Genomic DNA, 22760 nt, shown 5'->3' with positions numbered 1-22760 from the left:
AACGATCAGCCCTCGGGCCGCAGCAGTCCGCGCTCGTACGCCTTCACCAGCCGCTGGGGCACCAGGTACGGGACGCCGTCGACGGTGATCGGGACGAGCGTCGGCGTGGCCGCCTTCCACTGGGCGCGGCGGTGGCGGGTGTTGCTGCGGGACATCTTCCGCTTGGGAACGGCCATGGGGTCCTCCTGGGTGGATATGAGGACGCAAACGCTACATGAAAATGAATCCCATCACCAATCGATTTCACCGGCTCGGCACCGGCGTGCAGTGGCGTGAACTGCCCGAACGCTTCGGTCCCTGGGCGACCGTCCACAAGCGGTACTTGCTGTGGCCCGCCGACGGCACCTGGGAGGAACTCCTCCAGCATGTCCAGGCCGCCGCCGACGCCAAGGGCGGCAGGCGCTGCGTGAGGGGCATCCAGGCGGCGGATGTGAAGGTGATTGCAGTGTTGCTGCGGGTGCCGTTGTCGGTGTAGCCAAATGCTGTCACGGGCAAAACGTCGACGTCTTCCCCGGCTGGGCCAGCACGCTACCGACGCTGGCGTGTCCGGCACCCTTTTCTGGGGCCGAGGTGAGGGCGGCGGTCGCTGCGGCGACGGTTCCGGTCGCAATCGTGGAAGCGGCCACGGTGGTAGCCAGCGCCGAAGTAGTGGCTATCCTCCGGGTATTGCGCTTCACGTATAGAGTCTTTGATGCGCTACCGGGGGAAGAGGGCATGGCGGAGTACCGGTGTGAAGCCTGCAAGCAAAGCCGGCCCCCCGGTCTTCTTCCCCCGTTTTCCATACCGCCGGCTCTTTTTCTCAGGTCATGGCCGGTCGGTGCTGCGGAGCTAACACACGAGTCTTTGAACGATCCAAAAAGATCACCGAAGTGAGCAACACCTCGGCACATCGCCCTTTGCTCACCCCGCTCACCCCGCTCACCCCGCTCAGCCCTGTCAGCCCTGTCACCAAAACGGGCATTGCGGGAGCTACTCCCTTTTCATCGCCTTCTGGATCCTGCGACAAGTTGCGCAGGTTCTACGTCATCGCCCGCTGCATCGGCTTCGTCGTCGGTGTCGTGGGGCGAACCGGGAATACTGCGGTAGTTGTCGAATTGCATGGTGATCCATGCCTGTTGACCGTCGCCGTACAAGCGGTGCGGCCGCAGCTCCACAGGATTCGCAGGCATTCCCCGCTTCGAGTTCGGTGACCTTGGGGAATTATTGGGGAATTCTTGGCCATGCCGGTCTTCGAGCACCCGCTCGTTGTCCTGTCGCGTCGACACGTATCGTGGGATGCCGAACGGGGGTCATGACCAGGCCCCTACGGGGAGTTGAAAGGCAAGTCGTGACCGGCGAAATGAAAAACCAGGAAAAGACACAAGAACGAGACGGGCCGGGCATACCCGCGGGCGGTGCCGTGGGCGGCCCGCCCGCGGTCCGGATCGAGGGCCTGTGGAAGCGCTTCGGTGAGCAGACCGCCGTTCACGGCGTCGATCTGACGCTGCCCGCGGGCCATTTCATCGGCCTGGTCGGCCCCAACGGCGCCGGCAAGACCACCACCCTGTCCATGGTGACGGGTCTGCTGCGGCCCGACTCCGGACTGGTCGAGATCGGCGGGCACGACGTCTGGCGGGACCCGGTGTCGGTGAAGTCCCGGATCGGCGTCCTGCCCGAGGGGCTGCGCCTCTTCGAGCGCCTGTCCGGGCGCGAACTCCTCGCCTACATAGGCAGGTTGCGCGGCCTGCCGGGCACCGAGGTGGACAAGCGGGCCGACCAGCTGCTCGACGTGCTCGACCTGTCCGGCTCGCAGCACAAGCTCGTCGTGGACTACTCCACCGGCATGCGCAAGAAAATCGGGCTGGCCGCGGCGCTGCTGCACAACCCCGAGATCCTCTTCCTCGACGAGCCCTTCGAAGGCGTCGACCCGGTGTCCGCGCAGACCATCCGCGGCGTGCTGGAGCGCTACACCGCCTCCGGTGCGACGGTGATCTTCTCCAGCCATGTGATGGAGCTCGTGGAGTCGCTGTGCGACTGGGTCGCGGTGATGGCCGCGGGCCGGATCCGCGCCCAGGGCCCGCTGGCCGACGTACGCGGCGACGCGCCCTCGCTGCAGGAGGCGTTCCTGGAGCTGGTCGGCGCGCGCGGCCGCGGTGCCGGGCAGGATCTGGACTGGCTGGGCGGCGGCACCCGATGAGCGCCGAAGCCACCGCCGCCACCACCCCACTGGTCCCGGTCTTCGTGCGGCTCAAGCTGACGCTGCTGGGCAACGGCGTGCGCCAGTCGCCGGGGCGCGCGGTGGGGTATGTCGCCTCCGCGTTCGCGGGCCTGCTCGTCGCGGGCCTGGTCGTCCTCGGCCTGATAGCGCTGCGCGGCAATCCGCACGCCGGCGCGCTCGCCGTCCTTCTCATCGGCATCCTCACCCTGGGCTGGGCGGCGATGCCGCTGTTCTTCCCCACCGGCGACGAGACCCTCGACCCGACCCGGCTGGTGATGCTGCCGCTGCGGCCGCGCCCGCTGATCCGTGCGCTGATGGTGACATCGCTGGTCGGGATCGGCCCGGTTGTCACGCTCGCCGTGGCGACCGGCGCGGTGATCTCGGTCGCCAACGGGGTGGTCGCAGCTGTCGTCGGCATCGCGGCCGTTATCCTGGTGGTGCTGGTGTGCGTCACCCTGGCGCGGGCGGTCGCCACCGCCTCGGTGCGGTTGCTGACCAGCCGCCGCGGCCGCGATCTCGCCGTGCTCGGCGGCCTGTTCATCGCCCTCGGCACCCAGGGCTTCAACCTCGCCGTGCAACGGCTGGGCCGCCCCGACAGCCTGCCTGTCCTGGAGCCGCTGGGCAACGCGCTGCGCTGGGTACCGCCGGCCTCGGCGATCAGCGCGGTGGACGACGCCGGGCACGGCGCCTACGGACGCGCGGCGGCCGGCCTGGCACTGGCCGTGCTGGCGCTGGCACTGCTCCTGTGGTGGTGGCAGCGCACCCTGACCACCCTGATGACCGCCCCGGACTCCTCCACCCTCCAGGCCCTGGAGAAGGACAGCACGCGCCGCTCCGGCGGCGGGCAGCGGGGGCTCGCACGGCTACTGCCGGACGGGCGGACAGGCACGGTCATGCTGCGTATGCTGCGCTACGCCTGGCGCGATCCGAAGTCCAAGATGTCCTGGTCGACAACGCTCGGCTTCGGCCTGCTGATGCCGTTCATCTTGTCCCTACAGGGGAACCGCAGCGTCTACACCGCCTTGTGGGCGGCCGGGATGCTCGGTGCGCAGATGTCCAACCAGTTCGGACAGGACACCTCGGCGTTCTGGATGGTGGCCTCGACGATCTCCACCGCACGCGATGCCTACGAGGAGCTGAGGGCGCGTGCGCTGACCCTGGCACTGGTGGGCGTCCCGTACCTCACGCTGGTCGCCATCGCCGCCGCGGCCTTCCTCGGCCCGTGGTCGGCCTTCCCGGAGGTCTACGGCCTCTCACTGGCCCTGCTGGGCGCAACGGTGGCCAGCGGAGCGACGGCCTCGGCGCTGTTCCCGTACTCGATCCCTTCGGAGGGCAACAAGAACACTGCCGCCGGCCAGGGCTCGCTCGTCTGGGGCAGCTTCTTCGCCGGAGTGCTGGCCGCCGCCGCGCTGATCTCGCCGCTGCTCGGACTGACCATCGGGCTCCACGTGGCGGGCTTGCACGGCCTGTTGTGGATCGTGCTTCCGGCCGGCGCCGTTTACGGTCTCGGCATCGCGGCCCTGGGCCTGCGCCTGGCGGCTCCCCGGGTGGCCGGGCGCCTGCCGGAGATCCTTGCGGCGGTCAGCAAAGGCTGAAGCGAAGGGACCACCGCTTTCCTGGGATCAGCGACGTGTCGAAGTCCCCCGTGCCTTCCTGCCGGGGGACTTCGGCTCAAGAAGACAAGGAATCCCATGACGTGAGGCTGTCGATCTGGTGGCCCGGGGCAAGGGTGAGCAGGTCGTGGTGGAGCTGGTCGAGCAGTGCGTTCCAGCCGGGCCCGACCGTGTGAGCCCGGGCGGGGATCTGCCGTGGGCCCAAGAGGAAGTGGGCGCTCTGCTCCGTCATGCACCCCATGCTGGCGCGGGGTTCTGACAGTGAGGAGCTTTCGGGACGGTGTGATGCCGCCGCTCCGCCAGTCCGCTCGGCTGAGCAAGTTCCGCAACGGTGACGACCGGAGCAGACGAAGCGCACACGGCGTGATGCCTCCTAGAACCGGGCTTCTGAGATCTTCCAGCGCTTCGTTCCCCTGCTGTACGTGCGTGACAGCCTGGAGGCGATCGCCTTCTACACCGACGTCTTCGGCGTCGAGGAGCTCACCGAGCGCACCATGCTGCTGTCCGAGATGCCGGGCATGGACACGACGCCGGGCGCGGACCGGACGGTGGTCTACGCCAAGCTCCAGTTCTCCGACGGCAGCGCGCTGGGCGTCGCCGAGCTGTACGGCACGCCGCTGGGCGGTGGTGAGCACGTCATCGGCAACAGCATCCACGTCGGTCTGGTCTACGAGGACCCCGCCGAGCAGCGGACGGCCTTCGACAAGCTCGCCGAGGATGGGCAGGTCCTGGAGGAGCTGGAGAACCGGTTCTGGGGCGCTGCCTACGGTGCCGTCCGTGACATGTACGGCGTCATCTGGGAGACCAACTGCTACCTCCCCCAAGGCGGGCAGGGCGAGTAAGTCATGTACTCAGGAGGCGAGTTCGCGTTCCAGAGGAGTGCGGTAGGCGGGGGTGAAGCGGCGCTCCGCGAGGAAGGCCGTCATCCGTTCCGCCTCGGCCTTGATGGCCGTACGGGCCTCTCGTCCGGGATCGTCGAGCAGTCGCCAGGCCAGGGTTCCGTCCTTGCGTTGTGCCCAGCCGCCGACGATGCGGCCGTTCCACCACACGGTCGGGCCGATGTTGCCCATCCGGTCGAAGAGCGCGGGGACGTGGTCGGGGTCGAGATAGAAGCCGCGCTCCCGCCAGCCCATGGGGGTGGGGTCGAGCGCGGGCAGCAGCACGGCCGACGGCTCCGGCTCGGCGACTGCCGCGTCCATGTCCTCCGCCAGCGCGTAGCCGGTGGCCTCGTCCAGGTGGACCTCGACCGCGCCCGCGGCGGCTACGGCCTTGCGGGTGTCGGTCACCGTCCAGCCGGTCCACCACTTCAGGTCGGCGACGGTGCCTGGCCCGAAGGTACCCAGCCAGAGGCGGACCAACTCGGCGCGGGCCAACGGGGCCGGAATCTCCGGCAGTTCAGGGGCGACGGTCCAGGCATGCTGGTTGCTGGTCCAGCCGCCGCAGCGGCTACCGCGGGTGAGGTGACCGTCGGCAGCCAGAGCGAAGAGCAGGTCAGTGGCGATGCTGCGGCGCGACTCGTACCGCTTGCCGGGAGCGATGACCAACTGCCGGTCCAGGCCCGCGACGGCGGCGGCGAGTTCGGGTGTAGTGGCCTCGCCTCGCTCCCGTACGGCCGCCAGGGTGCTGCGGGTGACGCTCTCCAACCAGGCGGCGTCGCCGTAGCCGTTCTGTTCCAGCTGCCGCAGCAGCCCCTTGGTGCGGGCTGCGGCATTCGGTCGGCCGACGGCGGCCAGCATCACGGGCGCCAGGGCAATGGGAACGACGAAGAGGGTGCAGGCATCGCCGTCATCCGCAGCAGCGCCTGACGCTCGTACAGCTCGCGTTCGACGGACTCGTGGCTGGAGTCGTCCAGGCGGGCGGCAGCCGAGAGGTAGACCGTGGCGGCGTCGGTGGCGTGCAGGGCCAGCACCGACTCGACCACCTCCCGGGTGGTTGCCGCCCGCCGGCCGGGGCCGGGCAGGTGGCGGCGCGCCAGGCGGGCGCGGCGCTGTGCGTCGGTGATGCGGGGAACGGAGTTCATGCCGGGACCTCGGGGACCTGTGGGATGTCCTGGTCGGCGGCGGCGGCGGTGGGGGTGGGCAGGTTGGGGTTGGGGGTGAGGATGCGGCGCAGGATGTCTTCGACCTCCGCCCGGGTGGGAGGTGTGGTGCCGGCCAGGCCGCGCAAGGTCAGGCCGTTGGTGGCCACGGCTGCGGTGCGGGCGGTGAGCGGGTCGACGTACGGCAGGAGCGCGTCGATGCTCAGCTCGATGAACCGGTCGGCGATCGGGCGCAGTGCGGGCCGACGCAAAGCGGCCAGATAGAGCTCGAACTCCATGACCTGCTGGTCGCGTTGGGGGCCGAAGCAGCCCATGAGGGCGTCGGTGAGCAGCACGGTGAGCTGCTCCGGGGTGAGCTCGGGGCGCTGGGCGACCCAGTCGGCGAGGTAGGCGGCGTAGCGGTCGACGGCCCGCTGGAGGGCGGCCTGGATGAGGTCGTCCTTGGTCGCGAAGTGGTAGGTCGTCGCACCGAGCGGGACGCCGGCCTGCTCGGCCACCGCCCGGTGGGTCAGCCCCTCGATGCCGCGCTCGGCGATGACCTTCTCGGTGGCGGTGGTGATCTCCGCTATCCGCCGCTTGGGGTCGTACCGCCGCTTCGCGCCGCCCTGCCCAGCCATGACCATCTCTCCCGGGTGTCTCACATACTTCAGCGAAGTCAGTTATGTACGAAGGTATCAATCCTTCCTCGAAAGTGCCCCTGCGGGCGCCATCTCACCGAAGACCTCCCTGCATCTCTGCATTTTCACCGTCACCCTCCGTCGTTCCCGCAGGTGCAGCGATTGGCCAGCGATTGCCCCCCGAGGCGCGTTTGCCCGATTTGCCGGAACCTCTCGACAGGAGTCCGGCACGTATGTACTAATTTAGGGACAGGGCGTCGCGAACATTCCCCACAGACCTGAGAACACAGGGTTTCTTTCACCCCGCCAGGTGCTCTTCCTGCCCGGTGGCGACCTGCTGGAGCCGGGACGCCACCAAGCCCGCTCACCAGCCCGGGCGGCACCCACTGGGCCGTGATGCCGGACCCTCCGGCCGGCTCATCTGCCTCAGCGCCACCCCGTAGCCCGCCTGACCTGCCCCCACCTCATCCACCAGGGAGAAGACCATGCCTTTCGCGCCGTGCGGTCCGGTGCGGGCCTTCAGCGGTGGAGGAGCAGCCACGTATCCGGGGGCATGTCCTGTGGGAAGGGCGGTGGGACCGGCCGTTGCTCCTCGCGCCACGCCGCCCCGCCGGTGGCAGCGGCGACTTGACGCCAGAACCGGGCGGCGCCCTTGTTGGCTTCCTGGAAGCAGATGGCCCAGGGGCCGGGCCGCAGGCGAAGAAGTTGTTGGGCAGCCTGGCTGCCGACTCCTTGTCGGCGTAGGGCGCGGACGACGAAGAACGAGTAGATGGATGCTGCGCCGTCGGCAAGCGTGTACGTCAGAGCGAAGCCGGCTAGGTCCGTTCCGTGGTGGATCAGGTAGGCGCGGCGGCCCGGATCGGAGAAGAAATGTGGTAGCTGGTCGAACGCGAACAGCCCGTCGGGGCCAGGGATGTACCCGCGAAACTCCGACAGATCGTGTCGCTCGGCCTGAGCCAGCCGTTCCACGACGGGGCGAAGATCCTCCTCGGCCATCTGCAGTGTGACTGCCGCAGCTCCCACCGGTAAGTCCATCCAAACATCGTGCCACCCCTGTGGGCGGACGCGGCGAACTCCCCGGTGGTGGACAAAGATCAAGACGCTTCGCGCGAAGCCATGCCATGAGAGGGGGAGGCGGGCGTCCGGCCGCGGTGCGAAACCGCCGCCCACTCTCCGTCCCAAACCTTTGCTTCATCTATCGAGATTCGATAGATTCTCATCGCAACTCGATGGGAGGGTGGGTCATGGGCAGGCTGGCAGTGGGTGCGCTTCGCGTCGTGCTCGTGGTGGTGCTGGCCGGCACCGTGTGCGTACAGGCAGGGATGGTGTGGGTGTTGGTCACCGGGAGCGACCCGGAGGACGGGTCGCTCCCGCTGACCCCGCTGCGCGTGATCACGATCTTGGGCATGGTGTCGGTCCAGGTCGCGCTGGTCAGCGTATGGCGGCTCGTGACGATGGTGCGACGCGGAACCGTGTTCTCCCATGCCGCCTTCCGGTACGTGGACGCTGTGATCGGCGCGATCGTGGCGGCTGCCCTCCTGTGGTTCGCGGTCACGGCCATCAATGCGCCGGGCCAGCGGGCCGACCCGGGCGTCACCGTCATCATGGGCGGGGTCGGCCTGGCCATCCTGGGGGTCGCGCTCATCGTGCTCGTGCTGCGGATGCTGCTCGCCCAGGCCGTCGCGCGCGACGTCGAAGCGGCGCAGATGCAGGCCGAGTTGGACGAGGTGATCTGATGCCGATCGTCGTCGACATCGACGTGATGCTGGCCAGGCGGAAGATGTCCGTGGGTGACCTCGCCGACCGCGTAGGCATCACGCCCGCCAACCTGGCGGTACTCAAGAACGGCCGCGCCAAGGCGGTGCGCTTCGCGACGCTCGCCGCGCTCTGCGAGGTGCTCAGGTGCCAGCCGGGCGACTTGCTGCGCTGGGAGGCCGAGGACGCCGCGGGCGAATGACGTGCCCCAGGGCGGGCGTGAAAACGCCTGGCACCCCCGGGCCGTGACACGCACGTGGACCGCATGGACGTGGATCGCCAATCACCCGCAGCACCGTCCGGACCCGTTGGGTAGTTTCCGGTTGACCTGCACCGCACCGTCCTGGTCGATTATCGCGACGACCTGCGAACGCGACCATCCAGCATCAGTCCCCGCAGACAGCAGTCGCCCTTGGCCCGCTGGTCCTTACGCGGCCCTGAGGCGAACACATCCGCCACGAACAACGTCAACTTCGCCCGAAACCGGTTCACTTCGAGCGTCCACACTCCCAACATGCTCCTGATCAAGCGCAACAGGAAGAGCTAACGGAGCCCTACTAGCCCTCTGGGTAGAAGAGGAACAGCGTGCAGCCGGTGGTCGTCGAGGGCACATGCCACGACCCGGCCGGGGCGTGCAGGAACGTGCCGGCCGGGTAGTCGCGTGCTCCGTCATTGAAGGTGCCGCCGACCACGTAGACCTCCTCCGGGCCGGGCTCGTGGACGTCGCGGCGCGGCCAGGAGGTGCCCGCATCCATCTCCAGCACGTTGGCGTGCGCGCCGGCCGGTCCCCGCCACAGGGGACGCAGTCGGATTCCGGGGAACAGCTCACGGACCGGGGATTCGTCGACAGAGACAGAGGCGTAGCCCTCTTGGGCGAGGATCTCGGGGTGCATGCCTGCAACAGTGCCGTGCGTGGGCCGCAGCGGGACAGAGCCTGCGATGACATCGTGGGGTACTTTCGTGCCATGCATCGCGTGGTAGCCCTGGTGCGGCCGGTGCAGTCGACGTTCGAGCTCGGCTGCGCCGTCGAGGTCTTCGGCACGAAGCGGCAAGGGGTGCCGCAGCACTACGAATTCGGCACCTGCACAGAGATGCCCGGCCCAGTGCCGACCACAGGCGGGTACGCGATGTCCGTGTCGCAGGGCCTGTCGGCGCTCGGGGCCGCGGACACCGTGATCATCCCGGGCTGGCTGCCGGTGGAGGAGCCGCTCTCCGATCTCGTGCGCCGGGCACTGCTGCGGGCGCACGTGCGCGGGGAGCGGCTGGTCACGATCTGCTCCGGGGTGTTCGCGCTGGCCCGCACCGGACTGTTGGACGGCCGCTCGGCCACCACGCACTGGGCGCGCGCCGAGCAGCTGCGGCGTGAGTTCCCCCAAGTGCGCGTAGAGCCGGACAGGCTCTACGTGGATCACGGTGACGTCGCCACCAGCGCCGGCGCGGGCGCGGGGTTCGACCTGTGCCTGCATCTGGTCCGGCACGACCACGGGGCCGCATACGCCGCCCTACTCGCGCGGCACATGGTGCTGCCGCCGCATCGCGAGGGCAGCCAGGCACAGTACGCGCCGCCTCCACCGCCCGGGGATGCGCTCAACGGCCTGCTCAAGTGGGCCGACGAGCGCCTCGGGACACCGCTGTCGGTAAACGGCCTGGCCGCCTACCTCGGCGTCTCTCCCCGCACCTTGGCCCGACGCTTCGCCGACCAACTCGGCACAAGTCCGGGAGCATGGTTGCTCTCCCGACGGGTGGCTGCGGCACGCACCCTGTTGGAGGAGACGAACTTGCCGGTCGAGGCGATCGCGGCCCGCGTCGGCCTCACCTCTGCGGTCAACATGCGCCGCCGCTTCCACGCCCAGACAGGCACGACACCAGGCGCCTACCGACGAGCGTTCCGGGTCCCGTGATCCGCCGGACAGGCCCTGAGCCGGCTGAACGTTCGCACCGGAACGAGCACTTGGCGCTAGCAGGATCCGCAGCACCGACGGCCGCACGCACCCTCGCCATGCGTGTCCCACAGGCCGACCAGGCCGTACGAAGGCGCTGCGCTCCGCGTGCTCGGCGGGGCCCCTCTCGGCTTGGCGAAAACGCCTCCCGAGAAGTCTTCCATGTGGTCGGAGCCGACTCCCGAGCTTCGTAATAGGGGCAGCTGTGAGAGGTGAGGAGCCCCCGACGACTTGCTCCGGCGGGGGTTCGTGCGTGACGGGTCACGACGGTGGCTTTGTTCACCAGAACCGGTGCTCGTGAACAAAGCCACCCGATACGGCAGCAGGGCCCGGACCGCGCGTCGTGGTCCGGGCCCTGCCCCGTGCGGTGCCGCCCTGTGGCGGCGGTGCGTCAGCTCTGTGCGGTGTCGTCGCCCGTCTGCCCGGCGCCCTCAGCTGCGCCTGCCTTCTCGCGCATCTTGCGCACCAGCTCCGCCTTCTGGTCGGCGGCACCCTGGCGGTCGAGGTTGCGGTGCGGACCGTTGTTCTGCCGTTCGGCGCGGGACAGCCTCTTGCGCTGGCCGCCGCCCATGCCCACGGGGTTGTTGATGTTCTTGCTCACGGGTTCTCCCGGAATGATGTGAAGTGATCTACGGATTCATCGGTGGGGGATGGGCGCGGCGACATCGAAGGACGTCAGCAGGGGCCCATCACGCTCTCACTCGTAAATCGGAGTCTGGAAGAACATGACAAGGACATTACCCGGTTCCGTCGGCCCCGCGCACCAAGCTTTTCGCCGCCCCGGCGTCGGCCGGGCCTTCGGCGAGCGCCCGGGGGCAGCCGTTTCCTTCCGGGAATCTCGGCAGCGCCGGCACCCGCCGGTGGTCGCCGCCCGCCCGGGCAGGTCCAGATGGACGTTACTGGCCGCCGCGGGCGTTGTCAGTGGTCGCGAGCACACTGACGGCATGAGCATCTCTTCGTCTGCTGCGGCCGATGCACCCCACATCTCTCCTGTTTGGGTGGAGTCGATGGGCGGGCCTTTGATCGTCGTCCCGGTCTCCTCGTTGGCTGCATGGTGGGGGGCGAAGACCGGGGTCCTGGCGGGAGACGCCACCACTCCGGACGACTACGACCGGGCCTGCGCGGTGGATGATCTGGCCGGCGTGATCGCCGTTGGAAACAACGGTGCGCAGGCACTGGTGCTGGCGGACGAGCCCGCTACCAGCTGTTTTCTACCCGAGCACCGAGCCTTCCTGCGGTGGCTTGCAGCCGACTCCGAAGCCGAGCTGAAGGCTGCGGCCAGGGCTGTCCTCGCAGATGCGGCCACTCAGTGGGAGGAGTGCGGCACATGGGCGTCGGACGGTCCAGCCACGCTCATGGACTCTGCCGAAGCAGGCGCCGAACTGGACATCGAGTATCCCGGCGGCGGGATGCCCGCCCGGGCATCGGTCCCGCTGCCCGCCGGCCGCTGGAAGGTCCGTGCCACCCACACCAAGGCGGACGAGGAGACCTGGGTCGGCCTGGTCCAGCTCCTGCCTGTCGAATCTTGAGAGGTTTTGAGGGCTTCGTTCTCGGACATGTCTCCCACGCTAGAAGCCCACTGGGACGGCCAACATCCCCTATCCGGGCGCGGTCTGGAGTCATGTCCACAGAGCTGCCCGTCCTCTTCCTGGCCTCAGCTGTCGCCGCCACCCCGCCCCCGTCCCCCGATGGCCCGGCGCCGGATCGGCGGCGGACTGTTCGGGCCAGTGCGGCAGTCCCTAGGTGCCACTCTCGCCAGCCAGTGCGGTGACCGGGAAGGTTCGCCGCGGGCGTGCTGCGGCATGTAGAGGTCTGCCGCCCGGCGGGGTCTTTCTCATGGTGGATGGGGCGCTTTCGTGTCGTTGTGCGCCAGGCACGTCAGGTTGATGACTGTTGTCGTTGCGTCAGCGCAAGTCCCGCTTCCAGCCGCCGACACCGGTGGCGACGTCATCCGGTCACCGGGTCGCCATGAGGATCGAGGCGACCACCGAGGGCGCGGGAGGACCGTCGAGGGCGCGGCGCAGTTCCGTCACTCCCTCGCGCCGCTGCTTGGGCGTGAGGAAAAGGTACCGTTCGATGCGTTCGTTGAAGGTGCCGCGGAACCGCGCGTAGAGGTCGTCGTCCTGGAAGATGCGGCCGGCGACGGCCACGAGGGCCTGGGTGCCGGCGTAGTCGTCCTCGGGCAGCGCGTGACCGGGCAGGACGTCAGCGAAGCGGCCGGCCAGCTGCCCGAAGAGGGTGCCTGCGAGGTTCCGTACGGTGAAGGTGTGCGCGTAGTGCTGCTCGTGGAGCGCCAAGGGCAACTGGCCCAGGAGCGTTGTCTCGTTGAGCGCCGACAGGCCGGGGGCGAGGAGGGAGTGCGGTGTTGTCGCCGCGTGTCGTAGCAGCTCGCGCTGGGGCAGGAACCGGCGGTCGACCCGTCGTCCGGATGTCTGGTGGGTGCCGCCGCGGTGTCCGGCGTACGGGCCGCCGCAGACCAGGACACGGGTGAACTGTGGCCAGTCGGCCAGAAGATCCGGGATCCAGCGGTCGATGAGTCGGAGGTAGTCGTTGTTGGCCTCGAAGTCCAGGAGGAAGTTCTTGAAGCCGCCGGTGTTGATCACCAGGTCGTAGTCCGGTCCGCCGGTTGCCGGTTCGCCTTGTCCCGCCTCCCTGAGACCTTCCAGGTCGACGAGCGGACCGGTCAGATGCATCGCGCCATCCGCGCCGGTATCGGTGAACTCGGCCATGCGCCGCGAGACACCGGGGAAATTCTGGACCACGCTGTGATCGGCCAGCAGATGGGCGGCGAGGATGCGTTCATGCGGTGACAGGCAGGCCAGGTGGCGTCGTGCCGCCGTGAAGGAGGTACGGGGGACGGTCGCGCACAGGTCACGGATCCGCGCCAGGGAGTGCCCGTGCCGCCAGAAGCCGAACAGGCAGTCCACCAGGACCACCGGACGTCGCGCCACGACGGAACGCAGTACCAGGTCGGCGTCCATGACGGAGACGACCTGGTCGCTTTCGGCCAGCAGCCGGTCGAGGAGCGCGGCTCCGTGCCCGTGCGGCTCGGTGAGCTCGTGGATGTTCTCGAAGGCGGCGGCGTTGCGGCGGGCGAACTCTGCTGCGACACCGTCCCCCACGAACACCCGCTGGTGTCCGGGGAGCAGCCGGGAGACGGCGACGAGTACGGAGGCCGGGCCAAAACCGCAGTTCTGAGCGCCCATCAGGATGCGCATGACGCGTCAGCCGAGTGACGCCGGTGCGCCGGCCAGGATGTCGGCCAGTTGTGCGGCGAAGGGTGCGGGGTTTTGGGTGTAGCCGACGTGCCCGCCGGGAAACTCCACCAGTTCCCTGCCGAGCCGCTGTGCGAGGACGGCCACCGGCCGGTGCACGGCGTGGGTGCGCGATCGTTGGCCGCCGGCCAGGACGACACGGTCGGCCACGGCCATCAGTGCGGTGACGTCGGGCACGCAGCGGGTGGAGGGCAGGAGCACGTGGGCGAGGAAGAACGCGTGGTTGTCGGTTGCTTCGGGCAGCCGTGGGGCGGGCCTGCCGCCGAAGATGGCCCGCAGCCTGTCCAGGGCCGCCGGGACGCCTTCCTGGCAGAACGTCGCGTGCACCTCGTCAAAGAGCGAGGCGAACCGTGCCGCGTCCGGCAACAGCCCCATGGCGGGCGGCTCATGGGCGACGGCCAGCTGGATCCTGTGCGGATCGCTGATCATGAGCTCCAGGGCGATCACGGCGCCCGAGGAACTGCCGAACACCCGCACCGGCTCGCCGGCCCCGGCGAGGTGGTCGATGAGCCGGCTGGCGTCATCGACCTGGGAGGCGAGCCACGATTCGGGCGGCGGCCGGTCGAGGAGGCTGCGGGAGATGCCACGCGGGTCGTAGGTGACGACCCGGTGGCAGGCAGCGAGCTCGTCGGCCAGAGCTCGGAAGACCTCGGTGTCTGAGGCGCCGCCCGGGATGAGCAGCAACAGCGGCCCCGTGCCGCGCACTTCGAAGTACAGTCGCGCGCCCGGCACGGCCAGCGTGCCGCTCTCCAGCGTGTCCATCACTCTCCAGCTCGCTCCGGCGCAGGGCCCTGCGGGAGGACGAAAGGGACGGCACGAGGCTACGCGCCGGACGGCCCGCTCAGACAGGGCGTGACCAGCGCGTCGCGCGCCGTTCCCCATGACCGTGCATCCCCTCTCACTCCAGCACGCCTGTCTGCGAGCCGTACGACCAGGGAATGGCCTGTCACATGATCCTCAGTGTGAAGAGATCCGCAGTGACAGTTGGTGGCAAGCGCCTGCGCGCGGTCGCCCTGGTAGCCGCCGTGATGTTCGGCGCGGCCGCCCCGGCGCCGGCGTCCGCCCACCCCCAGGCGTCCGGTCTGTTGCAGTGCCAGGGCACCGAGTCCGTCCACTACCAACCGGGGGTCACCCTCCAGGCACGACCCATCCACGTCACGGTCGACGGGCATTTCTCCTCCTGCGCCGGAGGGGACGGGGCGGTGAAGAGCGGTGGCTACCAAGAGGAGTTCACGCTCGTCACGGGCTGCAACAACCTCCTCGAAGGGTTCCAGGCCCGCCGGACCTACACCTGGAACACCGGCGACTCCAGCACTGCCGACATCACCGGCAGCAGCACGGCGGCGGTCGGCCAGGTGGTCACGCAGGTCACCGGCACCATCACCGACGGCCGCTTCCACGGCCATAACCTGCTCCAGGTCATCACCTTGCCCCAGCCGAGTGCCCTGCAGTGCCTTGGGGATGGTCTCGCCAGCGCGACCGGCGCGACGACCTTGACGATCTTGTAGTACCCGTTGCCGGTGCCGTCCGCGCTGAACGAGTGGGAGGGACAAGCTGAGCGGCGGGGCACCACGAGTGAATTCCGGCGGTCGATGATGCCGCTCGCGTCGGCCTGCGTCCCTGACTTCGCAGGGTTGTTCAGGCTGCGGCTCTGAGGGGCGTCTGCACCAGCGGATGCCCTCTCGCTTCGGATGCGGGCGCGTTCCCTATGTTCCGCGGCCAGGACGTCGCGGTGGCGGGCGTTGGCGTTGCGTCAGCGCAGGTAGGCGTGCAGGGCCCGGGTCTGCACCGTGTGGTGGGGATGGTGCGAGTTGGCGATGGTGAACTGCCTCAGCGGCCCGAAGTGCGCCTCGATCGGGTTCGCCCACGAGGCGTAGGCCGGTGTGAAGCACAGCTCGACCTTGTTCTTCTCCGCCCAGCGGCGGATGTCGCTGCCCTTGTGGGCGGACACCTTGTCCATGATCACGTAGGTCGGTGCGCGTCGGGCCGGGCGGCCCGGATCGACTTCAACGCGGCCGGCGTGTTCACGGAGCCCTTTCTACGGCGGTTAACTCCCCACAGCCGGTCGACGCCGATCGAGTAGCAGCCGTGGAAGTAGCGCACCCTGTGGGGTGCGCCGATCAGCAGGGAGGTTTCGCCGGTGCCGGGCCAGAGCTGTTCGGGGTGCAGCCGGGCCTGAACGGGCTGATAGGGGGCGCTGGTTGCGGAGTTGGTGGCCCAGGCGGTGATGTTGCCGCCGAGCCAGGCGAGGTTGGTGAGATGCGAGAGCGTGTGAGACGCGAGAGCGCACGGGGCGTGAGTGAGATACCGACGCACACGTTGCATTACCGCTTTGATGGGTCAGAAGACGCCCGAGTCCTGATCACGAGCAAGGCACCGCCTCCGTACCGGCGGATCATGGCGAGCTACGACGAGTCGGGTCGTCCGGTCGTCTGCGCCGTCTCGACCGTGAAGCTCTGACCTGCGCGTATCCCGCTTCGGGTGCGGCCGGCGGCCACGCCCTTGCCGTCCCCGTGCCGGCTCTTCCTGACCCGGGTGTCAGGACCGCGTCAGGAAGTTCGGTAGCGTGGTCGGGTGAGCGAGAAGACCCTGCAGCACCGGATCGACGGTCCCGACGACGCCCCCGTACTCGTACTGGGTGCCTCGCTCGGTACCACATGGCATATGTGGGACCGGCAGATCCCCGAACTGATCCGCCACTGGCGGGTCATCCGTTTCGACCTGCCCGGCCACGGCGGTTCGCCCGCCCACGCCGCGTCCTCGGTCGCCGAACTCGCCGACCGCCTGGTCAACACCCTCGACCTCCTGGGCGTCGAGCGGTTCGGCTACGCCGGCTGCAACATCGGCGGCGCCATCGGCCTCCAGCTGGCGCTCACCCGCCCGCACCGGGTCACCTCCCTCGCCCTGGTGTCCTCCTCGCCGCGCTACGGCACCGCCGATGCCTGGCGTCAGCGCGGTGTGGTGATCCGTACCAACGGCCTGGACCCGATCGCCCGCACCGCCCCCGAGCACTGGTTCACCACCGGCTTCGCGGGCGCCCAGCCGGCCATCGTCGAATGGGCCGTCCAGATGGTGCGCACCACCGACCCCGGCTGCTACATCGCCGCCTGCGAGGCGCTGGCCTCGTACGACGTGCGCTCCTCCCTCGGCCGGGTCGGCGTGCCCACCCTCGTCGTCGTCGGCTCCGAGGACCAGGTCACCCCGACCACCGACGCCCGCAGCCTGGTCGCCGGCATACCCGACGCCAGCCTTGCGCTGGTGCCCGGCACCTCCCATCTGGCCCCCGTCGAGCAGCCCTCGGCCGTCACCGAACTCCTCATCCGGCACTTCACCACCGCCTGGCACGACAAGCCCGGCCCCGCCGGCCAGCAGCCCGCCCTCGGTGCCGCCGCCCCCAAGGCCCAGATCGCGCCCCCGCCGCCCCCGACCGCACCGCCCGCCGCCATAGAGTCCGGCCTCACCAAGCACGACACGGCCCACGACGGTACGTACGAGGCGGGCATCAAGATCCGCCGCGAGGTCCTGGGCGACGCCCATGTCGACCGCGCCGAGGCCGCCGCCGACGACTTCACCGGCGATTTCCAGGACTTCCTCACCCGCTACGCCTGGGGCGAGACCTGGTCCCGGCCCGGCCTGGACCGCCGCACCCGCAGCATCATCACCCTCACCGCTCTGGTGGCCCGCAGCCATCACGACGAGCTGGCGCTGCATACCCGCGCCGCGCTCCGCAACGGGCTGACCCCCGCCGAGATCAAGGAGGTGCTGATGCACACCGCGATCTACTGCGGCGTCCCGGCGGCGAACTCCGCCTTCGCGGTGGCCCAGCGCGTCATAAAGGAAGAGACCACCCCGGAGGTGTGAGCCCGCTGGGGCGGGCAACCTTTACGGGGCGTATGGGACGTCGGTTTTCCGGGCCGGCGGCCTTCGGGGCGTCGGCTTTTGCGGGGCGTCGGGATCTACGGGCCGACGACCGGCCCGCCCGGCAAGATGGCCCCATGGAACTCACGAAGAAGACCCATGCCTGCGTCCGGCTCGAAAAGGACGGGCGCACGCTCGTCATCGATCCGGGGGTGTTCAGCGAACCGGACGCGGCGGTCGGCGCCGACGCGATCCTGGTGACCCATGAGCACATGGACCACTTCGACGAAGGTCGGCTACGGGCGGGCATGGAGGCCAGTCCGGGCGCCGAGATCTGGACGCTGGCCGCCGTCGCCGACCAGATCTCGGCCGCGTTCCCCGGACGGGTGCACACCGTGGGGGAGGGCGACGCGTTCACCGCCGCCGGGTTCGACATCGAGGTGCACGGCCAGCTGCACGCCGTCATCCACCCCGACATCCCCCGGATCACCAACGTCGGCTATCTGATCGACGGCGGCACGGTCTTCCACCCCGGCGATGCGCTCACCGTCCCCGAGGACCGCACCGTCGACACCCTGCTGCTGCCCGTCCACGCCCCCTGGAACAAGGTCGCCGAGGTGATCGACTACCTGCGCGCGGTCACCCCCCGGCGGGCCATCGACATCCACGACAGCCTGCTCCAGGACCACGCCCGCCCGGTCTACGACGGCATGATCGACAAGCTCGGCGGCACCGACCACGGCCGCCTCGCCCCCGGCGCCGGCACCACACTGGGCTGACTGTCACACCCTCGCTGTAGGTTTACGTACATGCGCATCGCGACCTGGAACGTCAACTCGATCACCGCCCGCCTCCCGCGGCTGATGGCCTGGCTGGAGAGCACCGGCACGGACGTGCTGTGCATCCAGGAGACCAAATGCTCCGCCGAACAGTTCCCCCACGACGAGCTGCGCCAGCTCGGCTACGAGGCGGCCGTCAACTGCAACGGCCGGTGGAACGGCGTCGCGCTGCTGTCCAAGGTCGGCCTGGCGGACGTCGTCACGGGCCTGCCCGGCGGCCCCGGGTACGACGGCGTCCAGGAGCCCCGCGCCATCGCGGCGACCTGCGGCCCGGCGCGCGTCTGGTCGGTCTACGTCCCCAACGGCCGCGAGGTCGACCATGCCCACTACGCCTACAAACTCGACTGGTTCGAGGCCCTGAAGACCGCGGTCGCCGAGGACGCGGCGGGCCCCCGCCCGTTCGCCGTCCTCGGCGACTACAACGTCGCCCCGACCGACGACGACGTCTGGGACCCCGAGGTCTTCGTCGGCGCCACCCATGTCACCCCAGCCGAGCGCGCCGCCCTCGCCGCCCTGCGCGAGGCCGGTCTGAGCGACATCATCCCCCGCCCGCTCAAGTACGACCACCCGTACACCTACTGGGACTACCGCCAGCTCGCCTTCCCCAAGAACAAGGGCATGCGCATCGACCTGGTCTACGGCAACGAACCGTTCGCCAAGGCCGTCTCGGACGCCTATGTGGACCGCGAGGAGCGCAAGGGCAAGGGCGCCTCGGACCATGCGCCGGTGGTGGTCGACCTGGAGGTCTGAGCGGCAACTCCCGCGCGGTTCCTCGTGTGTTGATCCCCGCGCGTTGTTCACCGTGTGTTGTTCCCCGCCCCCGGTGTGTGGCGAGCGGAGTACGGTGTCCCCGTGGACGAAGACGAAGATCGCCGGCTGCGTGTCATCGCTCCGGACATCTCCCAGATCTCCATCAGCCTGCTGCGCAAGGTCGTCGGCCTCTACCCGGAGGAGCGCATCCCGGAGGAGGCACTGGCCTGCGCCGACGAGGTCCTGGAGAGGTACGGGACGGACGGTCTGCGGCTGCTGGTGATGAGCCTGGCGGGCTGGGCGGCCGTCGAGATCGAACGGGACGCCCAGGCCACCGGCCGCACCCATGAGGCGCTGCTCGACGACATCGACCTGACCCGGCTGGAGGCCCACCCCGACGGCTGACCCGCCGGGTCGCCGCCACCACCTCGTCACCGCCCTCGCCTCGTCACGGCCCCGCCTCGTCACCGCCTACGGCCCCTCACCGCCCCCGCCCCGGCACCAGCGCCCGCAGATCCACCGAGTCGCCCAGAGCCCGCAACCCCGCGTCGCCCGGGTGGAGATGGTCGCCGCTGTCGTAGGCGGGCAGCATCCGCTGGGGCTGGTGCGGATCGCGCAGTACGGCATCGAAGTCCAGCAGCGCGTCGAAGGTGCCGCCGTCCTCGCGCAGGAAGGCGTTGACGGACCGCCGTTGGGCCTCGACGGCGGTGGGGCAGCCCGGGGAGCCGCCGCAGGGGGTCAGGGTGGCCGCCACGACCCGCAGCCCCCGCTCATGCGCCCGCCGGGCCAACGCCCGCAGCCCCGCGACGACCGCGTCCGCCGGGGTGCCCGCGCGCACATCGTTGATCCCCTCGAAGACGATCACCGTACGGGCCCCGGTCTGCGCCAGGACATCCCGCTCCAGCCGGTGTTGTGCGCTCACCCCACCCATGTCGGTGCTCACCCCGTCGCCCTGGTAGCGGTCGGTGACGATGCGGTTCGCGGAGATGCCGTGATCGAGGACGCCGTAGCGGGGCAGGGCGCTCTGTGCCTGGAAGCGGCGGGCGAGGACATCGGGCCAGCGGCGGTTGGCGCCGCTCGTCGACTTCACCCCGTCGGTGATCGAGTCGCCCAGCGCCACCACCGAGCCCGGACCCCCGTCGACGTCCACACCGGTCAGGTACGGCCAGAAGGTGAGGGTCTCCGGGTAGGCCGCGCCCCCCGTGTCACCGGTCCGGTCGCCGCTGCCCGGCGCGCTGAGATACGACACCTGGGCCGCCTCCTGGTGCACCGGCGCCGCCGTCACCGTCCCCGGAAGGTGCAGGCTGACCAGCAGATTCGTGGCGGCCGGGACGCGGAAGCCGACCGCCTCGCCCACCGTCTGCGCGCCCGCCGGTATCCGGGTGCCGCGGTGGCCGCCGTCGAAGGTCAGCGGTACGGGCGCGCCCCTGGCCGCGGCGCCCGCGTCCTGCACCGCCACGCTCGCCGCCGCGATGTCCACCGGCGCCGCGGCGAAGGTGTTCGCCAGCCGTATCCGCACCCGCGGCCCGCCCGCACCGGTGTGGACGACCAGCCGCAGCGTACGGTCCGTCCATGGGCCGACGGCGCGGTAGCCCGCCGTACTTGCCGCCCAACTCCCCGTCCTGCCAGGGCCGTTGTCCCGTAACGCGGCCGCGAAGACATGGAGATCGGCCGCCGGTCCCGGATCCCGCGGCAGTACCACCGACGCCACCTCCCGCCCGGCCCGCACGGGCACCGACACCGCGTACAGCCGCGCCGGTGTCCGCGCGCTCTGCCCGTCCGGGGCGTTGACATGCGGCAGCGCCACTGCCGTGGTGCTCAGCGGACCCGTACGCCAGTCGGGCGCGGCCAGGGCGTAACGGGACCGGGAACCGTCGCGGTAGCGGACCGTCCCGGTGCCGGTCGCCCCCGCGCCCCCGGGCCCCGTCGCGGCGACCAGGAACGTCAGCGCACCGCCCCGTCCGTGCAGCGCCACCGCCTGCCCGTTGGCCACCACATTGTCCGGGGCTCCGGGCGCCGTACGGGGCCAGACGAGCCCCGCCCCGTCGAGGGTGAGCCGGGTCCCGGGCGCCCACCCGGCCGCCGTCAGGTCCTGCGCGGACAGCGAACGGCCCGCACCGTCGAAGTCGGCGGCGCCCGGCCGGGCATCGTCACTGACGGCCCGGTTGTCGAAGAGCCTGGCCAGGGGAAGCGGACGGGCCGGCGCCGGAGCCGTCGCGGCGAGGGCGGTGGCGGGCAGCGCGGTGGCGGACAGCGCCGTCGCGGTGAGCAGTAGAGCCAGGGTGGTGCCCATGGGGCGTCTGTGCATACGTGCCTCCCTGCGGTGGGCCGCGGGCAACGCGCAGCGTCGCCTGGCGGCGCGGGCGGGGGGCGCCATGAAGGTAGGGAGCCGTGCGGCGGTCGTCAAGGCAGCGTTCGGGCATTGTTGCGCGCGCGCCTGTGGCCGGGGCGCGGGTGCGGGTGGGACCCTCGCACCATGAACCTGTCTTTCCTGGACAAGTGGCGTAAGCGCACGTATCCGGACCGGTCGGTACCGCTCGCGGAGTCGGTGAGCGCCGACCCCGACAGCGTCATCGAGCTGCTGTCCGAATGCGAGCTGCTGCGGACGCAGGCCGCCGCCGAAGGGGTGGAACTGGACGACACCGTCGGCTCGTTGGAGCAACTGGACCAGCTGCGGCCGGTGTGGCGGGACGATCCGGAGGTGGCGCCCTGGCTCGGCAATGACGCGGGGCTGTATCTGGGCACGGTCGTGGTCCGTACGGTGTCCGGGGCCGTCTGGCATGTGTGGCCGGACGGGCAGCCGGTGGTGCGGCTGTCGTCCGGGCGGGAGATCGATGTGGTGACCTCCGGGCACGAGTGGGCCGATGTCGGCGCGCCCGAGCTGTCCCAGGTCTACGCCGAGGCCGCGGAGAGCTGAGCCGCCCGGCGGACGGCGGGCCACGTGGTTCCTCCGTCGCCGTGGTTTGGCCGCGCCCATCCTTCCCTCCGTGCGTGTCCCGGGAGAATCGCCCCTTTCCTCCCGGTAGTTTGCGGGCGCTGCGCTGTACGGACGCACCCGATACGGACGCACCCGATACGGACGCACCCGATACGGACGCACCCGGTACGGATGAAAGTGGGCAGGTCTGCATATGGCCGCTGAGGCGCTGATCGAACTGCGCGGGGTCAACAAGCACTACGGCACGCTGCACGTCCTCCAGGACATCGACCTCACCGTCGGCCGAGGCGAGGTGGTGGTGGTCATCGGCCCCTCAGGGTCCGGGAAGTCCACCCTGTGCCGGGCCATCAACCGCCTGGAGACCATCGAGTCGGGCTCCATCCACCTGGACGGCAGACCGCTGCCTGCGGAAGGCCGGGCGCTGGCCCAGCTGCGGGCCGACGTCGGCATGGTGTTCCAGTCCTTCAACCTCTTCGCCCACAAGACCGTCCTGGCCAACCTCATGCTGGCGCCGATGAAGGTCCGTAAGCAGCGCAAAGAGGAGGCGGCGCAGCGGGCCCGCGAACTCCTCGACCGCGTCGGACTCGCCTCCCAGGCCGACAAATACCCCGCCCAGCTCTCCGGCGGCCAGCAGCAGCGGGTCGCCATCGCCCGCGCCCTCGCCATGGAGCCCAAGGCGCTGCTCTTCGACGAGCCGACCTCCGCCCTCGACCCGGAGATGATCAACGAGGTGTTGGAGGTGATGCGCCAGCTCGCCCGCGAAGGCATGACGATGGTCGTGGTCACCCATGAGATGGGCTTCGCCCGCTCCGCCGCCAACCGTGTGGTGTTCATGGCGGACGGCCGCATCGTCGAGGACCGCACCCCCGAGGACTTCTTCACCGCGCCGCGCAGCGAACGCGCCAGGGACTTCCTCTCCAAGATCCTCAAGCACTGAACG

Annotated in this window: 27 protein-coding genes and 1 pseudogene; 15 read left to right on the top strand and 13 right to left on the bottom strand. The window is 70.0% G+C overall.

Annotation, left to right across the window (positions count from 1 at the left end):
- Positions 1-5 precede the first annotated feature (5 nt).
- Positions 6-176 (bottom strand): 50S ribosomal protein L32, encoded by a 171-nt coding sequence (rpmF, locus tag SNA_RS27610; RefSeq protein WP_030069935.1) that lies wholly within the window; start codon positions 174-176, stop codon positions 6-8.
- A 38-nt stretch (positions 177-214) separates the two neighbouring features.
- On the opposite strand from rpmF, the gene SNA_RS45345 reads away from it, so the two are divergent.
- Positions 215-475 carry a transposase gene (locus tag SNA_RS45345; protein ID WP_104532077.1) on the top strand — a complete coding sequence of 87 codons (261 nt, stop codon included), beginning with the start codon at positions 215-217 and terminating at the stop codon, positions 473-475.
- A gap of 505 nt (positions 476-980) precedes the next feature.
- Here the strand turns inward: SNA_RS45345 and SNA_RS42820 are convergent.
- Positions 981-1265, bottom strand: coding sequence for a hypothetical protein (locus SNA_RS42820; RefSeq protein ID WP_157880117.1), 285 nt, complete (start codon positions 1263-1265; stop codon positions 981-983).
- A 74-nt stretch (positions 1266-1339) separates the two neighbouring features.
- Here SNA_RS42820 and SNA_RS27600 point away from each other — a divergent pair, with 74 nt between their 5' ends.
- Complete coding sequence (locus SNA_RS27600; RefSeq protein WP_044367318.1) at positions 1340-2176, top strand: ABC transporter ATP-binding protein; 837 nt, start codon at positions 1340-1342, stop codon at positions 2174-2176.
- Complete coding sequence (locus tag SNA_RS27595; protein ID WP_044367136.1) at positions 2173-3792, top strand: GumC domain-containing protein; 1620 nt, start codon at positions 2173-2175, stop codon at positions 3790-3792. Before SNA_RS27600 ends, SNA_RS27595 begins: the two co-directional genes overlap by 4 nt.
- Before the next feature lie 76 nt (positions 3793-3868).
- Here the strand turns inward: SNA_RS27595 and SNA_RS27590 are convergent, their stop codons facing one another.
- Entirely contained in the window at positions 3869-4042 is a 174-nt protein-coding gene (locus tag SNA_RS27590) for a hypothetical protein (RefSeq protein ID WP_157880116.1), read from the bottom strand.
- Between the two features lie 190 nt (positions 4043-4232).
- Between SNA_RS27590 and SNA_RS27585 the strand changes: the two genes are divergently transcribed.
- The gene (locus tag SNA_RS27585; RefSeq protein WP_030069928.1) at positions 4233-4652 is read left to right on the top strand and encodes a VOC family protein; all 420 of its coding nucleotides are present in this window, start codon (positions 4233-4235) and stop codon (positions 4650-4652) included.
- A 9-nt stretch (positions 4653-4661) separates the two neighbouring features.
- On the opposite strand, the gene SNA_RS27580 is transcribed toward SNA_RS27585, so the two are convergent.
- The 4 genes from SNA_RS27580 to SNA_RS27570 all read right to left on the bottom strand — a co-directional run bounded on the left by SNA_RS27580 (position 4662) and on the right by SNA_RS27570 (position 7500).
- The gene (locus SNA_RS27580) at positions 4662-5546 is read right to left on the bottom strand and encodes a DNA glycosylase AlkZ-like family protein (RefSeq protein ID WP_338059826.1); all 885 of its coding nucleotides are present in this window, start codon (positions 5544-5546) and stop codon (positions 4662-4664) included.
- Complete coding sequence (locus SNA_RS45070) at positions 5546-5830, bottom strand: hypothetical protein (protein ID WP_051877472.1); 285 nt, start codon at positions 5828-5830, stop codon at positions 5546-5548. Before SNA_RS45070 ends, SNA_RS27580 begins: the two co-directional genes overlap by 1 nt.
- Positions 5827-6465 carry a TetR/AcrR family transcriptional regulator gene (locus SNA_RS27575; protein WP_044367316.1) on the bottom strand — a complete coding sequence of 213 codons (639 nt, stop codon included), beginning with the start codon at positions 6463-6465 and terminating at the stop codon, positions 5827-5829. Before SNA_RS27575 ends, SNA_RS45070 begins: the two co-directional genes overlap by 4 nt.
- Positions 6466-6984: 519 nt before the next feature.
- Positions 6985-7500, bottom strand: a complete 516-nt coding sequence (locus tag SNA_RS27570; protein ID WP_037792599.1) for a GNAT family N-acetyltransferase — start codon at positions 7498-7500, stop codon at positions 6985-6987.
- Positions 7501-7709: 209 nt separating this feature from the next.
- Here SNA_RS27570 and SNA_RS27565 point away from each other — a divergent pair, with 209 nt between their 5' ends.
- A complete protein-coding gene (locus SNA_RS27565) occupies positions 7710-8201 on the top strand; it encodes a DUF2975 domain-containing protein (RefSeq protein WP_030069644.1) in 492 nt (163 codons plus the stop codon).
- Positions 8201-8422, top strand: coding sequence for a helix-turn-helix domain-containing protein (locus tag SNA_RS27560; RefSeq protein ID WP_030069638.1), 222 nt, complete (start codon positions 8201-8203; stop codon positions 8420-8422). The genes SNA_RS27565 and SNA_RS27560 overlap by 1 nt, the downstream gene beginning before the upstream one ends.
- 355 nt (positions 8423-8777) lie before the next feature.
- On the opposite strand, the gene SNA_RS27555 is transcribed toward SNA_RS27560, so the two are convergent.
- The gene (locus tag SNA_RS27555) at positions 8778-9113 is read right to left on the bottom strand and encodes a cupin domain-containing protein (RefSeq protein WP_030069636.1); all 336 of its coding nucleotides are present in this window, start codon (positions 9111-9113) and stop codon (positions 8778-8780) included.
- A gap of 72 nt (positions 9114-9185) precedes the next feature.
- Between SNA_RS27555 and SNA_RS27550 the strand changes: the two genes are divergently transcribed.
- On the top strand, positions 9186-10121 hold the full coding sequence (locus tag SNA_RS27550; protein WP_044367134.1) for a GlxA family transcriptional regulator: 936 nt from the start codon (positions 9186-9188) through the stop codon (positions 10119-10121).
- A 430-nt stretch (positions 10122-10551) separates the two neighbouring features.
- Here SNA_RS27550 and SNA_RS27545 read toward each other — a convergent pair whose 3' ends face one another.
- The gene (locus SNA_RS27545) at positions 10552-10761 is read right to left on the bottom strand and encodes a DUF6243 family protein (RefSeq protein WP_030069632.1); all 210 of its coding nucleotides are present in this window, start codon (positions 10759-10761) and stop codon (positions 10552-10554) included.
- A 343-nt stretch (positions 10762-11104) separates the two neighbouring features.
- On the opposite strand from SNA_RS27545, the gene SNA_RS27540 reads away from it, so the two are divergent.
- Positions 11105-11689, top strand: coding sequence for an Imm21 family immunity protein (locus tag SNA_RS27540; RefSeq protein WP_030069630.1), 585 nt, complete (start codon positions 11105-11107; stop codon positions 11687-11689).
- Between the two features lie 426 nt (positions 11690-12115).
- Here SNA_RS27540 and SNA_RS27535 read toward each other — a convergent pair whose 3' ends face one another.
- Entirely contained in the window at positions 12116-13378 is a 1263-nt protein-coding gene (locus SNA_RS27535; RefSeq protein WP_030069628.1) for a hypothetical protein, read from the bottom strand.
- A 6-nt stretch (positions 13379-13384) separates the two neighbouring features.
- On the bottom strand, positions 13385-14197 hold the full coding sequence (locus SNA_RS27530) for an alpha/beta fold hydrolase (RefSeq protein ID WP_030069626.1): 813 nt from the start codon (positions 14195-14197) through the stop codon (positions 13385-13387).
- Between the two features lie 200 nt (positions 14198-14397).
- Here SNA_RS27530 and SNA_RS43420 point away from each other — a divergent pair, with 200 nt between their 5' ends.
- Positions 14398-14943 carry a hypothetical protein gene (locus tag SNA_RS43420; RefSeq protein ID WP_198535147.1) on the top strand — a complete coding sequence of 182 codons (546 nt, stop codon included), beginning with the start codon at positions 14398-14400 and terminating at the stop codon, positions 14941-14943.
- 147 nt (positions 14944-15090) lie between these two features.
- Here SNA_RS43420 and SNA_RS27525 read toward each other — a convergent pair.
- Positions 15091-15544 (bottom strand): annotated as a pseudogene (locus SNA_RS27525) (transposase); the annotation flags it as partial.
- Positions 15545-16009: 465 nt separating this feature from the next.
- Between SNA_RS27525 and pcaDC the strand changes: the two are divergent.
- From pcaDC to SNA_RS27505, 4 genes are all read left to right on the top strand, one after another.
- A complete protein-coding gene (gene pcaDC / locus SNA_RS27520) occupies positions 16010-17296 on the top strand; it encodes a bifunctional 3-oxoadipate enol-lactonase/4-carboxymuconolactone decarboxylase PcaDC (protein WP_044367133.1) in 1287 nt (428 codons plus the stop codon).
- 134 nt (positions 17297-17430) lie between these two features.
- Positions 17431-18072, top strand: a complete 642-nt coding sequence (locus tag SNA_RS27515; protein WP_030069624.1) for an MBL fold metallo-hydrolase — start codon at positions 17431-17433, stop codon at positions 18070-18072.
- Positions 18073-18102: 30 nt separating this feature from the next.
- The gene (locus tag SNA_RS27510) at positions 18103-18882 is read left to right on the top strand and encodes an exodeoxyribonuclease III (protein ID WP_030069622.1); all 780 of its coding nucleotides are present in this window, start codon (positions 18103-18105) and stop codon (positions 18880-18882) included.
- Between the two features lie 102 nt (positions 18883-18984).
- A complete protein-coding gene (locus tag SNA_RS27505) occupies positions 18985-19287 on the top strand; it encodes a hypothetical protein (RefSeq protein ID WP_030069620.1) in 303 nt (100 codons plus the stop codon).
- A 76-nt stretch (positions 19288-19363) separates the two neighbouring features.
- Here SNA_RS27505 and SNA_RS27500 read toward each other — a convergent pair whose 3' ends face one another.
- A complete protein-coding gene (locus tag SNA_RS27500) occupies positions 19364-21190 on the bottom strand; it encodes an SGNH/GDSL hydrolase family protein (protein ID WP_078970230.1) in 1827 nt (608 codons plus the stop codon).
- Between the two features lie 168 nt (positions 21191-21358).
- Between SNA_RS27500 and SNA_RS27495 the strand changes: the two genes are divergently transcribed.
- Both SNA_RS27495 and SNA_RS27490 read left to right on the top strand, forming a co-directional pair.
- Positions 21359-21799: a DUF6278 family protein gene (locus SNA_RS27495; protein ID WP_030069616.1), complete on the top strand. Its 441-nt coding sequence runs from the start codon at positions 21359-21361 to the stop codon at positions 21797-21799.
- Positions 21800-22013: 214 nt separating this feature from the next.
- Positions 22014-22757, top strand: a complete 744-nt coding sequence (locus tag SNA_RS27490) for an amino acid ABC transporter ATP-binding protein (protein WP_030069614.1) — start codon at positions 22014-22016, stop codon at positions 22755-22757.
- The last annotated feature ends 3 nt before the right edge of the window (positions 22758-22760 follow it).

Source organism: Streptomyces natalensis ATCC 27448, from assembly GCF_000935125.1.
Taxonomy (GTDB): Bacteria; Actinomycetota; Actinomycetes; order Streptomycetales; family Streptomycetaceae; genus Streptomyces; species Streptomyces natalensis.
Note: the sequence above shows the minus strand (reverse complement) of the source record. Positions and strands in the feature narration are given on the sequence as shown.

Coding starts and splice junctions, on each gene's coding strand:
- SNA_RS27595 (WP_044367136.1), top strand. CDS start 2,173: ATGAGCGCCGAAGCCACCGCCGCCACCACCCCACTGGTCCCGGTCTTC.
- SNA_RS27560 (WP_030069638.1), top strand. CDS start 8,201: ATGCCGATCGTCGTCGACATCGACGTGATGCTGGCCAGGCGGAAGATG.
- SNA_RS27565 (WP_030069644.1), top strand. CDS start 7,710: ATGGGCAGGCTGGCAGTGGGTGCGCTTCGCGTCGTGCTCGTGGTGGTG.
- SNA_RS27495 (WP_030069616.1), top strand. CDS start 21,359: ATGAACCTGTCTTTCCTGGACAAGTGGCGTAAGCGCACGTATCCGGAC.
- SNA_RS27540 (WP_030069630.1), top strand. CDS start 11,105: ATGAGCATCTCTTCGTCTGCTGCGGCCGATGCACCCCACATCTCTCCT.
- SNA_RS27555 (WP_030069636.1), bottom strand. CDS start 9,113: ATGCACCCCGAGATCCTCGCCCAAGAGGGCTACGCCTCTGTCTCTGTC.
- rpmF (WP_030069935.1), bottom strand. CDS start 176: ATGGCCGTTCCCAAGCGGAAGATGTCCCGCAGCAACACCCGCCACCGC.
- SNA_RS27575 (WP_044367316.1), bottom strand. CDS start 6,465: ATGGCTGGGCAGGGCGGCGCGAAGCGGCGGTACGACCCCAAGCGGCGG.
- SNA_RS27510 (WP_030069622.1), top strand. CDS start 18,103: ATGCGCATCGCGACCTGGAACGTCAACTCGATCACCGCCCGCCTCCCG.
- SNA_RS27580 (WP_338059826.1), bottom strand. CDS start 5,546: ATGCTGGCCGCCGTCGGCCGACCGAATGCCGCAGCCCGCACCAAGGGG.
- SNA_RS45345 (WP_104532077.1), top strand. CDS start 215: ATGAAAATGAATCCCATCACCAATCGATTTCACCGGCTCGGCACCGGC.
- SNA_RS45070 (WP_051877472.1), bottom strand. CDS start 5,830: ATGAACTCCGTTCCCCGCATCACCGACGCACAGCGCCGCGCCCGCCTG.
- SNA_RS27600 (WP_044367318.1), top strand. CDS start 1,340: ATGAAAAACCAGGAAAAGACACAAGAACGAGACGGGCCGGGCATACCC.
- SNA_RS27530 (WP_030069626.1), bottom strand. CDS start 14,197: ATGGACACGCTGGAGAGCGGCACGCTGGCCGTGCCGGGCGCGCGACTG.
- SNA_RS27550 (WP_044367134.1), top strand. CDS start 9,186: ATGCATCGCGTGGTAGCCCTGGTGCGGCCGGTGCAGTCGACGTTCGAG.
- SNA_RS27590 (WP_157880116.1), bottom strand. CDS start 4,042: ATGACGGAGCAGAGCGCCCACTTCCTCTTGGGCCCACGGCAGATCCCC.
- SNA_RS27515 (WP_030069624.1), top strand. CDS start 17,431: ATGGAACTCACGAAGAAGACCCATGCCTGCGTCCGGCTCGAAAAGGAC.
- SNA_RS27500 (WP_078970230.1), bottom strand. CDS start 21,190: ATGCACAGACGCCCCATGGGCACCACCCTGGCTCTACTGCTCACCGCG.
- SNA_RS27535 (WP_030069628.1), bottom strand. CDS start 13,378: ATGCGCATCCTGATGGGCGCTCAGAACTGCGGTTTTGGCCCGGCCTCC.
- SNA_RS27570 (WP_037792599.1), bottom strand. CDS start 7,500: ATGGACTTACCGGTGGGAGCTGCGGCAGTCACACTGCAGATGGCCGAG.
- SNA_RS27490 (WP_030069614.1), top strand. CDS start 22,014: ATGGCCGCTGAGGCGCTGATCGAACTGCGCGGGGTCAACAAGCACTAC.